Source organism: Streptomyces sp. NPDC006610 (genome assembly GCF_040611575.1).
Taxonomy (GTDB): domain Bacteria; phylum Actinomycetota; class Actinomycetes; order Streptomycetales; family Streptomycetaceae; genus Streptomyces.
Window position 1 is genome coordinate 51,568 of sequence record NZ_JBEXOP010000021.1, and the last position, 13,937, is coordinate 65,504.

The following is a 13,937-nucleotide window of genomic DNA, read 5'->3' on the forward strand; positions in this document are numbered from 1 at the left end:
GACGCCCGCGAACACCTCGGCGCACAGCTGCGCATCACCGTCGTCGACAAGGCGACCGGCGGCTGGGGCCACATCAGCCTCGACGACGTCCGCGTCGGCGTCGACAAGGCGCCCGACCCCTCCACGACGGGGCTCGCCGCCCACTGGGACTTCTCCGAGGGCAAGGGCACCACGACCAGGGAGAAGATCAGCGAGGCCGCCGACCCGATCAGCTACGTCTTCAACGACGCGCAGTACAAGCCGGACAGCGACCCGCTGTGGCGCCCCGCGCGCGCGGACGACGGCGTGCTCTCCGGTGCTCTGCTCTTCGACGGCTACTCCACCTGGGTCACCCGCGCCGCGGCGCAGACGCAGCTGCCCACCGACGGCCTGAGCGTCGAGGCGTGGGTCGCTCCGCGCGCGTTCGAGTGGGGTGACGAGGGCAAGCCCTCCGCGGTCGTCAACCAGCAGGACAAGGGGGCCAAGCGGGGCTTCGTCCTCGGTGTCGGCCGGCACGGAAGGTGGCAGTTCGGCATCGGAACCGGCGACGCCTGGTACGAGGTGACCGTCCCGAAGTCGGCGGCGCTGGCCGCGGGCAAGTGGGCGCACCTGTCGGCGGTGTTCGCACCGGTCGACGGGGCGATACGGCTCTTCCTCAACGGCGAGCAGGTCGCCCAGACCGCCGTCCCCGCCGGGGCGCGGCTGGCCAAGGCCGACGTTCCGCTGATCATCGGCCGGCACAACCAGCCCGCCATCGTCAACGGCACGTTCGCGGTGAACATGTTCAACGGCCTGATCGACGAGGTGAAGATCCACAGCGGGGCGCTCACTCCCGCCCTGGTGGCCGCCGGGCACGCGAAGGACGTGCAGACCTTCGCCGGCGGCGTCACTCCCGCGGCGCGGATGGAGATGGACCGCTCGCGCTACGACGGCGACCGCTACCGTCCGGGCTACCACTTCACCGCCCCGAACCACTGGATGAACGAGCCGCACGCCCCGATCCAGTACAAGGGCAAGTACCACCTCTTCTACCAGCACAACTCCCACGGCCCCTACTGGCACAACATCGCCTGGGGACACGCGGTGAGCGAGGACCTGGTGAACTGGCGCGACCTGCCCGTCGCCCTCGCGCCCACCGAGGACAGCGTGGCGCCCGACGGAGTCTGGTCCGGCGACGCCGCCTACGACGAGAACGGCGTGCCCGTCCTGCTGTTCACCGCGGGCAACGACTCCCAGCGCCCCAACCAGGCCACCGGCCTGGCCCGCCCCGTCGACCCCGCCGACAGCGACCTGGTCGAGTGGAAGATGCACCCCACTCTCGTCACCGGCCAGACCGCCGATCTCCATGTCGGCGCCGGACGCAAGGTCCGCTTCGGCGACTTCCGCGACCCGTTCGTGTGGCAGGAGGGCGACACCTGGTTCCAGCTGATGGGCTCCGGCGTCCAGACCACCGACGGCAGGGACATCGGCGGCACGGCCCTGCTGTACACGTCGAAGAACCTCACCGACTGGACGTACGTCGGACCGCTCATGACCGGCGACGTGGCGGCCCACCCCAAGACCGGCCAGGTGTGGGAACTGCCCACCTTCCTGCCGATCGGCAAGGACGCCCAGGGCCGCGAACGCCGCGCCCTGCTCATCAACCCGGCCTTCCCGGCCGGCCCCGGCGAGTACAGCAGCAAGTACGTGTACTACTGGGTCGGCACCTGGGACGCCCAGGCCCGCCGCTGGACGCCGGACACCACGGAGCCCAAGCTCATGGACTACGGCGACCACTTCACCGGCCCCAGCGGAATGGTGGACGACGAGGGACGCTCGCTGGTCTTCAGCATCGCGCAGGACCGGCGCACCGAGCGCGCCCACTACGACGCCGGATGGGCGCACAACGCGGGCCTGCCCATCGAGCTGTCCATGCGGCCCGACGGAGACCTCGGATTCCGCCCCGTCGAGGAGGTCGCACGTCTCCACGACGGCGAGCCCCTCGTCGACATCACCGCTCCCACGTCCGTCACCGCCGCGAACGAGCGCCTGGCGAACGTCAAGGGCGACATGCTCCACATCAAGCTGACCCTCGAACGCGGCAGCGCCGGCGCCTTCGGTCTCGACGTGCTGCGCAGCCCGGGAGACGAAGAGCGCACCCGCCTCTTCTACGACGCTCCCGCGGGACAGCTGGGCGTGGACCGCACGAGGTCCGGGAACAACTCCAGCGCCGAGCCGAACCTCGGCGTCCACAAGGGGCCGCTGGCACTGGCGAACGGGCAGCTGACCCTGGACGTGTTCGTCGACCGCTCGGTGATCGAGGCCTACGCCAACTCCCACAAGTCGATCACCACGCGCGCCTACCCGTTCCGGCAGGACGCGCTCGGCCTGCGGCTGTTCGGTGACGGCAGCACCGTCAAGTCCATGACCGTCTGGAAGATGAAGAGCATGACCAGCTGACACGGGTCGCGCCGGACGACCGGGAAGGGCGCACCTGCCTTCCCGGTCGTCCGGCCTCAGCGGAACGCAGCCCTCGCCGGAGCCCCGTCGGTACGCCGACGGGGATTCTGCGTCGGAGCACAGCGGCGAACGGCCCCTGCCGCCGCGCGGTCCGCGATGCATCGCCTGCCTGAACGGAAGGACGTGCCGCACGGGCCCCGGCGGCCGGCGAAGCCGCCCGGGCTCGCTGCGTGCCGGGGCGACGCCGCGCACGGCGCGGCGGGCCGCCGTTCTTCGCGAGTCAGCCGATCGGGATCTTCGCGTTGGCCTCGGCGGCCGGCGTGGCCGCGGGCCGGACGTCGCCGTCGCGCCGGGTGAGGCCCTTCAGCAGTTCCGCCAGGTCGATTCCGGTGGTGGAGCCGAGCAGTTCCATGCCCTGGGCGACGTTGTCGGCGACCGTACGGGACAACTGGCCTGCTCCGTCGGTGGAGATGACCGTCATCTTGTCCACCGCGCTCAGCGGCTCGGACGCCTTGGCGACGACCTGCGGCAGTACCTCGACGAGCATCTGCAGGACGGCCGCGTCGCCGTACTGGGCGAACGCGTCGGCCTTCTTCCGCATCGCCTCGGCCTCGGCCGCGCCCCTGGCGCCGATCGCCGCCGCCTCGGCCTCGCCCTCCAGCCGCACCGCCTCCGCGATCGCGGCACGGCGGGAGCGCTCCGCCTGGCCCTGCTTGAGGCCCTCGAGCGCCTGCGCCTCGGCCAGCGCGCTGCGCCGCTGCTTCTCGCCCTCACCCGTGAGCCGCGACCGCTCGGCCTCCGCCTGCGCGGCGGCGATGGCGGCCGCCCGCTCGGCCTCGGCCTGCTTGACCCGGGCGACCCGCTTCGCCTCGGACTCCTGCTCGGCGGCGTAGCGCTGGGCGTCGGCGGGCTTGCGGACCTGGGTGTCGAGCTGGCGGTCGGTCAGGGCGGCCTGCCGCTCGGCCACCTTCTCCTGCTCGGTGAGGATCTCCTGCTGCCGGGCGGCCTCGGCGAGCGGGCCGGCGGCGTTCGCGGAAGCGGCGGCCCGGTCGGTCTCCACCTTGATCTCGGCCTGCTTCAGGTACAGGGTCCGCTGCGCGACGGCTATCGCTTCCTCGGCCTTCAGACGGGCCTGCTCGGCGGCCCGCCGCGCCTCGGCCTCGGCGATGTCGGCCTCCTGCTTGGCGCGGGCGGCCTCGGGGCGGCCGAGGTCCTCCAGGTAGGAGCCCTCGGTGGTGATGTCCTGGATCTGGAAGGCGTCCAGCACCAGTCCCTGCCCCGACAGGCTCGCCTCCGCCTCCTCCGCGACCTGTCCGGCGAACGCGGCCCGGTCGCGGATGATGTCCTCCACCGCCATCCGGCCCACGATCGCCCGCAGCGCGCCGGAGAGCACCTCCTGGGTGAAGCCGACGATGCCGTCCTGCTGCATCAGGAACCGCTGCGCGGCGGCGCGGATGGCGTCCTCGGTGCCTCCGACCTTGACGATGGCGACACCCTCCAGGTTGGCCTTCACCCCGCGCAGGGTGACCGCGCCGCGCACCGCCACGGGAATGTGCCGCGACGACAGATCGAGGGTGAACTTCTGCTGGACGAAGGGCACGACGAACACGCCGCCGCCGACCACGACCTTCTGGCCGCTGTTGTCGGTGAAGACCCGGCCGGTTGCCGGGTCGGTGGCCTGCTTCCCGCGCCGCCCGGTGACGATGAACGCCTCGCTCGGACCGGCCACCTTGTACCGGCCGGCGACGACCAGTGCGATCAGCACGAGGAGTACGACGACTCCTCCTGCCGCGATGACGACAGAACTCATGATGATGTCCCCTCAGCCCTCCCTGCGGACGGCGGTCGGTAAGGGTGCGTGGATGACGGCAGCGCCGCGGCGGTGCCGTAACGCAAGCGGCCGTGCGGGCGCCTGGTCAGCCGTCGACCGGGCGTACGGACACCGCCGACTGCGACAGCGTCTGTTCGACCCAGACCTCGGACCCCCGGGCCACCGGGACCGGGCTCTTCGCCGCGAGTTTCACCGGCTGCCCGGCCAGGCGCACCAGCACCTCGCCGTAGCCGCCGGCGGGGATGGCGGTCACGACCGAGCCGGACACGCCGACCAGGTCACCGTCCCGCGGAGCCGCTCCGGACGCGTCACGCATGAGCGCCCGGCTCAGACGGCAGGCGAACCAGCCGGTGAGGACACCGGCCGGCGCCCCGATCGCCGTCGCGCCCGCCGTGCCCAGCCCGGTCGTCCCCAGGACGATCGCTCCCGAGAAACCGGCCATGGACAGGAACCCGGCGATCACCGGCAGCGACAGCAGGCCGTCCCCGACGGAGATGCCGTCGAGGAGCCCCTCCAGCACACCGTCGAGGACGAACGACAGGGCAAGAAGGACGACCCCCGCAATGCCGAGCCCCAGAAACCACGCCATCCCCGCACACCGCCTCTCCGTGCCCTCCCCCGCCGGCGCACGCATCGTCACACGCGGCCGGGGGGCGGGACATTGCCCGGCACCGGCAGTCTTCACGCCGCTTCCATGCCGCCCCCGGCACAGCCGAACGGTCTCCCGGCCGCCCCGAGGGCGCTCGGTACCCCCGCCATGCGCTCACGGAGCGGCCGGGCGGATGACGCCGCGTCAGGCGAGTCGCTCCTGGGCGTGCAGGTCGAACGCGATGCGGGGGGCGAGCGCCCGCAGGAAGTCGGGGGCGTCGAAGATCTCGCCGGCCGGGGTGACGCCCACGGCCCTGGTGCGGCCGGTGAGGACGCGGTCGAGGGCTTCGACGACGAGGGGTGCGGTGATGGCGTAGATGTCCTGGCCGGCGGCCGTGGCCCGGCGTACGGCGTCACCGGAGCGGACGACGACGTCGACGAGGAAGGTCTGGGCGGAGCGGCCGCTGTCGTCGGCGGCGGTCGGGGCCGGTGTGTCGGGGGCGGCGACGTCGCGGGCCGCCTCGGCGTTCATGTAGGTGGTCACGTCGGGGATGGGCAGGTGCTGGGGGACGGTCACGACGTCCGCCATGGTGAACTCCGCGATCACGGACCGGCGTCCCACCGGCTCCGGGAAGGTCCACTGCGTGGTGGGCGCGGCATCGGTGCGGCGCTCCCATTGTCCGGCGCGGTAGCGCAGGCGGGCGTTGCCGCGCCGCTCGCGGGAGACCGCGCCCGACAGCCGAGTGCCGGCGGTGGGGTGCCAGTTGCTGAGCGCGTAGGCGATGTGGGCCTCGTCGGCCGCGGTCCAGTCGCCCATCGCCGCGGTGGCCAGCAGGTCGCCGAGGCCGCCGAAGAAGGCCATGGCCGGGACGATCACCGCTCCGGCGTCCCGGGCGCGCTCGCGAAAGTGCGCGAAGGTGTCGAGGTTGGCCTCGATCTCGGCGGCCACGTCCAGGTAGGGAATCCGGGCCCGGAGCGCGGCCTCGATCACCGGGCCGGTGGTCGAGGCGAACGGGCCGGCGCAGTTGATGACCGCCGCCGCACCGGCCAGGGCCCGGTCCAGCGAGGCCGGGTCGTCGGCCGATGCCGCCCGGGCCTCCAGCCCGTGCCGGTCGGCCAGTTCGCCCAGCGTCCGCGCGTTGCGTCCGGACAGCACCGGGACGAACCCGCGTGCGGCGAGTTCCGCGACCACGAACCGTCCGGTGTGACCGTACGCACCGAACACCGCCACCAGCCGGCCTGACCCCATGAGACTGCTCCCGTGTACTCGATCGTCCGCTGCGATGTCGATCGCCGGCGGCCTGACCTCCGCATCCTGTCCCTCCGGAGGGCCCCCGCACTATCGTCGGAAACGACACGCCGCATACAGTTTCGGACATGCATCGCGTCGCGCTGGCCGTCACCGACGGCATGCTCCACTACGAACTGTCCGTGGCCCTGGAGATTTTCGGAGCCGACCTGACGCACGTCGTGGACCCCTGGTACGACTTCGCCCTCTGCGGGCCCGGGCCGGTGCGCATCAACCGCTTCCGCCTGGAGCCCGACCACGGGCTCGACCACCTCGCACAGGCGGACACCGTGCTCGTGCCCGGCTGGGCCGACACCGACCGCGAGCCCGCGGCGGAACTGGTCGACGCGGTGCGCGCGGCCCACGCGGCAGGCGCCCGGGTGGCCTCGCTGTGCACCGGCGCGTTCGTCCTGGGCGCCGCCGGCCTGCTCGACGGAAGGCGCGCCACCACGCACTGGGCCCACACCCGGGAGCTGGCCCGGCGGCACCCGGCCGCCACCGTCGATCCCGACGTCCTGTACGTCGACAACGGCGACGTCCTCACCTCGGCGGGCAAGGCCGCCGCCATGGACCTGTGCCTGCACCTGGTCCGCCTCGACCACGGCTCGGCCAACGCCAACAAGATCGCCCGCCGTCTGGTCGTCCCGCCGCATCGCGACGGCGGCCAGGCCCAGTTCATCGCCACCCCCGTCCCCGAACCGGGCAACCACCCCCTCGGCGAGCTGTTCCCCTGGGCCCTCCAGCGCCTCGACCGGCCCCTGACCGTCGAGGATCTCGCCCGCCGGGCCGGCCTGAGCTCACGCCATCTGGCCCGCCACTTCAAGCACCTCACCGGCACCACGCCCCTGCAGTGGCTCCACACCCAACGCATCCGCCGTGCCCAGGAGCTGCTGGAGACCACCGACGCCACCGTCGACGCCGTCGCCGAGGCCGCCGGAATGGGCACCGCCACCACCCTGCGCCGCCACTTCCAGCGCGCCGTCGGCGTCCCGCCCGACACCTACCGCCGCACCTTCCGCCCCTGAAGGAACGGTTCCGGGGAACCGGCAGCCCGTCCTTCCTGTGTCGTTGCGGCGGAGGGCCGGTGCTGTACCCCGGATCCGGCTGCGGGGCGGCTGGGGCCGGATCCGGGGTGGCGGGTGACCCGTGGCGTGTTATTTCACGGCGCCGGCGGTGAGGCCGCGGGTGAGAGTGCGCTGGAAGACGAGGAAGAAGGCGATCATCGGGATGACGCCGAGGAGGGCGGCGGCGCTCATGGCGGTGGGGTCGCTGGTGTACTGGCCCTGCATGACGGACAGGCCGAGGGGGACGGTCTGGTTGTCGTTGGAGATGAGCAGGACGAGCGGGTAGAGGAATTCGTTCCAGCTCCAGACGAAGAAGAACACGCACATCACCGACAGGGTGGGCCAGCTCATGGGCAGGATGATGCGCCAGAGGATGGTCCAGCGGCCGGCGCCGTCGAGGGAGGCGGCCTCGATGAGTTCGCGGGGGAAGCTGCTGAAGACGGAGGAGAGCAGGTAGGTCCCGAAGGCGCTGTAGGTGATGCCGACGAGGATGGTGTAGCCGAGTTTGCCGTCGTAGAGGCCGAGTTCCTTGAAGAGGTAGTAGACGGGGTAGACCAGGCCTTCTTGCGGCACGACGTTGACGCCGAGGAAGAAGACGAGGAAGGCGGTGCGCCATCGGATGCGGCCGATGCCGATGGCGTAGGCGTTGAAGAGGGCCAGGGCTACGGCGATGACGACGACGCCGAGGCTGATCTGGAGGCTGTTGATCAGTTTCTGGGTGAAGTCGACGCGTTCCCAGACGTCGCCGATGATCGCCCAGTTCCACTGTTCGGGCCAGGACAGTGAGCCGTTGGCGCGGTAGTCGGCGCTGGTCTTGAAGGAGTTGACCAGGATGACGAGGAACGGTGCGAGGAAGGCGAGGACGAAGACGGTGACCGCGGCCACGACCGCGTAGGAGCCCGGGGTGCGGCCGTCGACCGTCGTCTTTCTGCGGCGCCGGGGCGCGGTGTGGCCGGGCGGCGGGGTCGCGGTCTTGAGGTCGCCGGCGGCGATGTCGGTGGTGTGGGTGGTCATGGTCATCCGTCCTCGCGGGCCTGGCGGGTGAGCATCATCGCGGCGATGATCAGCACGAGCAGGGTGATCGTGCTGGAGATCGCCGAGCCGTAGCCGACGTCGGCGCGTTCGAAGAAGTTCTGGTAGGCGAAGTACGCGGGGACGAGGGTGGAGTTGCCGGGGCCGCCGCCGGTGAGGACGAAGATCTGGGCGAAGACCTTCAGGCCGGCGATGGTGGTGGTGACCAGGACGACGTAGACCTCGGGCCGCAGGATGGGAGTGGTGATGCGGGTGAAGCGCTGCCACCATGTGGCGCCGTCGAGGGAGGCGGCCTCGTGCAGTTCGGGGTCGATGCGCTGCAGGCCGGACATGAACAGCACCAGGGGATAGCCGAGCTGCATCCACACCAGGACGCCGAGGACGACCCACAGGGCCAGGTCGGGGTCGCCGAGCCAGTTCTGGGTGAGCGAGGCCAGGCCGATGGTGTCGAGGATGCTGTTGACGGCGCCTTCGGGGGCGAGGATCCAGCCCCACATCAGGCCGGTCACGGCGACGGGGATGACCTGGGGCAGGTAGAGGCCGGAGCGCAGGACGCCGACGATGCCGTCGCCGTGCTTCTTGCCGACGTAGTCGAACAGCAGGGCGGCGAGGAACAGTCCGAGCAGGGTGGGCACGGCCGCGATGCCGACGATGACGAAGGCGATGTTGCGGAAGGAGGCCCAGAAGTCGGCGTCCTGGAAGAGGCGGGTGTAGTTGTCCAGGCCGGTGAAGGCGGGGTCGCCGATGCCCTGCCACTTGGTGAGGCTGTAGTAGAAGGTCATCACCAGCGGGACGACGAGGAAGAGCAGGCTGAGCAGCAGGCCCGGTGCGAGGAAGACGGCGTACCCCGTGGACCGCGGGTGACGTGTGGTTTTCACTGTTGCTCCTAGGTGGGCGGGACGGCGGCCCGGCGGGCCGGGCCGCCGTCCCCTGAAAGCGGCGCGGCGTCCGGGGGCGGGGCGGCCCGGCCTGCGGCGGCGGGTCGGTCGTGTCCCCGGGCGGTGCGGGGTGCGGCCGGTGCTGGTGGCCGCGGTGCTGCTAGGACCTGGTGGCGATGTACTTCTCGTAGGGCGCCTCGAGTTCGTCGAGGACCGTGTGGGGCTTGGCGCCGTTCATCAGGTTCTGGGTGGCGCTCAGCCAGGTGTCGTAGTAGCCGGTCACCGGCCAGTCCGGGTAGAAGGCGAGCCCGTTGTCGTCCTGGTAGGTGTTGAAGGCGGTGATCAGTTCCCTGGCCTTGGTGTTGGTGATGGTGTCCGCCTTGACGGCCAGGGGGACGTTGCCCTCTTCGCCGATGAGCTTTTGGATCTTGTCCGACATGGTGATGTCGATGAAGTCCTCGGCGAGCTGCTTGTTCTTGGCCTTGGCGGGGATGACCCAGTGGTTGCCGCCGGAGCCGAGGGTGTCCTCGCTGCCGGGGTAGGGGGCGGTGGACCACGCGAAGTCCGTGATGTCGGTGGACAGGCCGCCGAACCACCAGTTGCCGCCGACCATGATGGGCCGCTTCTGGGAGACGAACTGCTCGGTCATGTCGTTGCCCTTGAGGCCGACGTCCTTCTTGTCGAAGTAGCCCTTGTCGACCCACTCCTTGTACTTGTTCACGGCGTAGGTCATCTCGGGGCCGTGGAAGTCGACCTTGCCCTGGTAGAGCTGGTAGTCGTCGACCCAGGCGTCGTTCGCCTCGGACAGGGCGAGCAGGTAGAGCCAGTGGCCGGCGGGGTGGTCGTTGCCGGCGTTGGCGAGCGGGGTGACGCCGGCGGCCTTGAACTTCGCCAGGGCGGCCTCGAAGCTCTTGAAGTCGGTGGGCTTGTCGACGCCGTGCTTCTTGAACAGGTCGTCGTTGTAGTAGGTGAGGACGAACTCGCCGTAGTTGGGTATGCCGTACCACTTCTCGCCGCCCATCTCGCCCTTGTCGTCGTAGCGGGCGGTGACGGAGGCGCGTTCGCTGATCCTTTTGTCCCAGCCGCGTTCGGCCACGACGGCGGTGAGGTCGGTGAGCAGGCCCTGCTTGGCGAGCAGGCCGGTGGTGGCGTTGCCCTTGTTGTACTCCATGACGTCGGGCGCCTTGTCGGAGTTGAGGATCATGCCGGCGTTCTGCTGGATCTGCTCGAACGTCTTGCGCTCGAAGACGACCTTCACGTCGGGGTGGGTCTTCTTGAACTCGGTGATCGCCGCGTTCCAGGCGTTGCTCAGGGCGCCGTCCTCCTGCTCGTAGTGCCACAGACGCAGCGTCTTGCCGTCGCCCGCTGCGGTGCCGGAGCCGCCGCAGGCGGTCAGCGGGGCGAGCAGGGCCAGGGCGCAGGCCGCGAGCAGGAGGGGCCTTCTGCGGGCGGTGGTGCGGGGGCGGGGGTTGTTCATGGCTGGTTCCTTGATGTGCGTCGTTGCGGCAAGGGCGGGCTGTGGGGTCAGGCGGTGGCGCGGCGGTGGACGCGGGCTTCCCACGGGCGCAGGGTGTGCGGGCTGGTGAGGGGTGCGTCGGCGGGGACGTTGGCGATGAGGGTCTCGCTGTGCTCCCAGCCGTCGGGGAGGTCGACGGTGAGGTCGGTTCCGCCGAAGTTGGCCAGGACGAGCAGTTCGGTGGCCCTGGCCGCGTCGTGGCGGAGGAAGGCGTAGAGCTGCTCGTGCTCCGGGTGGAGCATGCGGAAGTCGCCGTGGGTCAGGGCGGGCTCGGTGTGCCGCAGCTCGATGAGGCGGCGGTAGTAGTGGAAGACCGAGTCGGGGTCGGCGAGCTGGGCCTTGGCGTTGACGGTGGCGTGGTCGGGGTTGACCGCGATCCAGGGCGTGCCGGCCGTGAACCCGGCGTGCTCGGTGGCGTCCCACTGCATCGGGGTGCGGGCGTTGTCGCGGCCGCGGTGCCGCAGCCCTTCCAGGATCCGCTCCTCGTCGACGCCCAGGGCGCTCTGGTCGCGGTGGTGGTTGAGCGACTCGATGTCCCGGAAGTCCTCGATCGAGGTGAACGGGGCGTTGGCCATGCCCAGTTCCTCGCCCTGGTAGACGAAGGGCGTGCCGCGGTGCAGGTGCAGGACGGTGGCCAGGAGTTTGGCGGAGCGGTCGCGGTGGGCGGTGTCGTCGCCGAAGCGGGAGACGACGCGGGGCTGGTCGTGGTTGTTCCAGTACAGGCTGTTCCAGCCGGTCTCGCCGAGGCCGGTCTGCCAGCGGCCGAGGCTGGCCTTGAGGTCGGTCAGCTTCAGGGGGCGGACGTCGAACTTGCCGCCGGGGCCCTGGTCGAGACCGACGTGCTCGAACTGGAAGACCATGTCGAGTTCGCGGCGTGCGGGGTCGGTGAAGAGCTTGGCCTCCTCCACCGTGACGCCGGGCATCTCGCCGACGGTGAGCAGCCGGCGGGGGTGGCCGGCGAAGACCTCGCGGTGCATCTCGGCGATGTACTCGTGGATGCGCGGTCCGCACACGTAGTGGACGCTGCCGTCGCCGTACCGGTCGCCCTCGCGCACAGGGCCGTCGGGCAGGCCCTGCGCCTTGGAGATCAGGTTGACGACGTCCATGCGGAAGCCGTCCACGCCCCGCTTGAGCCACCAGCGCATCATCGCGTACACGGCCTGCCGGACCTCGGGGTTGTCCCAGTTGAGGTCGGGCTGCTTGCGGGAGAAGAGATGAAGGTAGTACTCGCCGCTCGCCTCGTCGTAGGTCCAGGCCGGGCCGGAGAAGAAGGAGCCCCAGTTGTTCGGTTCGGCGCCCGGCGTGCCGGGCTCCATGCCGTCGCGGGGCGGGCGCCAGATGTACCAGTCGCGCTTCGGTCCGCCGGGGCCGCCGTCGCGGGAGGCGGTGAACCAGGCGTGCTCGTCGCTGGTGTGGTTGACCACGAGGTCCATGACGAGCTTCATGCCGCGCTCGTGCACGGAGTCCAGCAGCCGGTCGAAGTCGGCCAGCGTCCCGAACAGCGGGTCGATGTCCTGGTAGTCGCTGATGTCGTAGCCGTTGTCGTCGTGCGGCGAGGGGTAGACCGGGGAGAGCCACAGCACGTCGACGCCGAGCTCGCTGAGATAGTCGAGGTGCTCGATGACGCCCTGGAGGTCACCGACGCCGTCCGCGTCGGAGTCGGCGAAGCTGCGCGGGTAGATCTGGTAGACCACCGCGTTGCTCCACCAGGAGTCGGCGGGGCCGGCCGCGTTTTCGGGCACGTCAAATCCTCATCGTGGGTCTCGGGTGTGATGGGTGGTGCGGTGAGCCGGATGGGTCAGGACAGAGCGGCGCCGACCGCGTCCTGGATGACGAGGCAGGCGGCGCCCCGGGCCCACAGGTCGTGGCGTACGGGGTCGACGTGGACGTCGCAGTCGTGGGCGGCGGTGGAGAAGGCGTGGGCCTGCAGGGCCTGGGTCATGGCCGGGCCGAACAGGTCGTGGGCGGTCGCGCCTTCCCCGGCGATGATGATCTTCTGCAGGTTGAGCAGGTTGCACAGGACCGCCAGGCCCCGGCCCAGGGCGGTTCCGGCCTCGGTGAAGGCGGAGCGGGCGACGGTGCGCGCCGAGCCGGTTCCCGTGCGGGCCAGTTCCCTCGCCTCGGCGATGCCGGCGCAGGACACGCCGGCGTCGCGGAGATGGCCCAGCACCGCGCGGTCGCCGGCCAGGGCCTCCAGGCAGCCGCGGCGGCCGCAGCTGCACATGGGTCCCACCAGGTCGAGGGGCAGGTGGCCCAGCTCGCCGGCCAGGCCGGTGGCGCCCGAGAAGAGGGCGCCGTCGAGGAGGAGGCCGCAGCCGATGCCGGGGCCGACGGTCACGACGGCGAAGGAGTCGACGTCGCGGCCCTGGCCGAACCAGCGCTCGGCCACCACGAGGGTGTTGACGTCGTTGTTGACGACGACCGGCAGCCCGGTCGCCTCGCGCAGCGGGCCGGCGACGTCGACCTTGTTCCAGTCCAGCAGCGCCGAGTAGCGGCAGATCCCGGCGCCGGAGTCGACGTGGCCGCTGACCCCGACCCCGAGGCCCAGCACCCTGTCCGCCGCTTCGGGCGCCTCTGCGAGGAGCCGCCGGGTCAGGTCGGCGACGGCGGACAGGGCGGTCTCGGGGGTGCAGTCGCCGATCGGCTCCTCCGCCCGGGCCAGGACGCCGGCCGCCATGTCGGTGACCACCGCGGAGACCTGGGCCGGGCCGATCTTCGCGCCGACGACGATGTGCTTCTTGGCGTTGACCTGGAGCATCTTCTGCGGCCGGCCCCGCCCCTGGGGGGCGGTGTCCAGCTCGCGCAGATAGTCGTGCTCCAGAAGCGGCGGGAGCATCCGGGTCACGCTGGAGGGGACGAGCCCGAGCCGCTGCGCGAGCTGGGTGCGCGAGATGGGCCCCGCGGTGAGGACGGTCGCGAAGATCTCCGCGCGGGTCTGCTCACCGACAAGCTCCGAGAAACGGACCTTGGAAGGGCTCATCACACATGCCTCCGAAGCAGTGATCGATCGGGAGAGCGGCGGCGGCCGCTCGGCCACGCGGTCAGATGGGGGGCGGTAAGGCGAGTACGGCGACCGTCACGACGGCCTCCCTGCGTATCACGGCGGCCGCCGGGCTGGTCGGCCGACTGCGTATGACAGGAGTCTTGCCCGCCCGTTTTCGTGCGTCAAGAAAGAAAACACCGCGTTACGTAACCGTGATGACCGCCGCGTTCTCCGGAAGGTTCGACCTTTGGCCCGCTTATGCCCCATTGGCCCACCCTTCCGTGCCGACAGGAGGAAGAGATCTTGTTTATTTCATTGACACGGCGAAGAAATGACGGG

Annotated in this window: 10 protein-coding genes; 2 read left to right on the top strand and 8 right to left on the bottom strand. The window is 70.9% G+C overall.

The window, feature by feature from the left end; genetic code table 11:
• Positions 1 to 2,418: GH32 C-terminal domain-containing protein (locus tag ABZY13_RS18600; protein ID WP_356631940.1), on the top strand; the 2,418-nt coding region annotated here is incomplete at its 5' end.
• Positions 2,419 to 2,698: 280 nt separating this feature from the next.
• On the opposite strand, the gene ABZY13_RS18605 is transcribed toward ABZY13_RS18600, so the two are convergent.
• From ABZY13_RS18605 to ABZY13_RS18615, 3 genes are all read right to left on the bottom strand, one after another.
• Positions 2,699 to 4,228 carry an SPFH domain-containing protein gene (locus ABZY13_RS18605; protein ID WP_356631942.1) on the bottom strand — a complete coding sequence of 510 codons (1,530 nt, stop codon included), beginning with the start codon at positions 4,226 to 4,228 and terminating at the stop codon, positions 2,699 to 2,701.
• A gap of 106 nt (positions 4,229 to 4,334) precedes the next feature.
• A complete protein-coding gene (locus tag ABZY13_RS18610; RefSeq protein ID WP_356631944.1) occupies positions 4,335 to 4,838 on the bottom strand; it encodes a hypothetical protein in 504 nt (167 codons plus the stop codon).
• Positions 4,839 to 5,042: 204 nt separating this feature from the next.
• Positions 5,043 to 6,086, bottom strand: coding sequence for a saccharopine dehydrogenase NADP-binding domain-containing protein (locus ABZY13_RS18615; protein WP_356631946.1), 1,044 nt, complete (start codon positions 6,084 to 6,086; stop codon positions 5,043 to 5,045).
• Between the two features lie 128 nt (positions 6,087 to 6,214).
• Between ABZY13_RS18615 and ABZY13_RS18620 the strand changes: the two genes are divergently transcribed.
• Positions 6,215 to 7,150 carry a helix-turn-helix domain-containing protein gene (locus ABZY13_RS18620; RefSeq protein WP_356631948.1) on the top strand — a complete coding sequence of 312 codons (936 nt, stop codon included), beginning with the start codon at positions 6,215 to 6,217 and terminating at the stop codon, positions 7,148 to 7,150.
• A gap of 129 nt (positions 7,151 to 7,279) precedes the next feature.
• Here the strand turns inward: ABZY13_RS18620 and ABZY13_RS18625 are convergent, their stop codons facing one another.
• From ABZY13_RS18625 to ABZY13_RS18645, 5 genes are all read right to left on the bottom strand, one after another.
• Positions 7,280 to 8,203 carry a carbohydrate ABC transporter permease gene (locus ABZY13_RS18625; protein ID WP_356631950.1) on the bottom strand — a complete coding sequence of 308 codons (924 nt, stop codon included), beginning with the start codon at positions 8,201 to 8,203 and terminating at the stop codon, positions 7,280 to 7,282.
• A gap of 2 nt (positions 8,204 to 8,205) precedes the next feature.
• A complete protein-coding gene (locus ABZY13_RS18630; RefSeq protein WP_356631952.1) occupies positions 8,206 to 9,099 on the bottom strand; it encodes a sugar ABC transporter permease in 894 nt (297 codons plus the stop codon).
• A gap of 160 nt (positions 9,100 to 9,259) precedes the next feature.
• Positions 9,260 to 10,576 carry an extracellular solute-binding protein gene (locus ABZY13_RS18635; RefSeq protein WP_356631954.1) on the bottom strand — a complete coding sequence of 439 codons (1,317 nt, stop codon included), beginning with the start codon at positions 10,574 to 10,576 and terminating at the stop codon, positions 9,260 to 9,262.
• Positions 10,577 to 10,623: 47 nt separating this feature from the next.
• Positions 10,624 to 12,357 carry an alpha-glucosidase gene (locus tag ABZY13_RS18640; protein WP_356631956.1) on the bottom strand — a complete coding sequence of 578 codons (1,734 nt, stop codon included), beginning with the start codon at positions 12,355 to 12,357 and terminating at the stop codon, positions 10,624 to 10,626.
• Positions 12,358 to 12,413: 56 nt separating this feature from the next.
• A complete protein-coding gene (locus ABZY13_RS18645; protein ID WP_356631958.1) occupies positions 12,414 to 13,595 on the bottom strand; it encodes an ROK family transcriptional regulator in 1,182 nt (393 codons plus the stop codon).
• Positions 13,596 to 13,937: the final 342 nt, after the last annotated feature.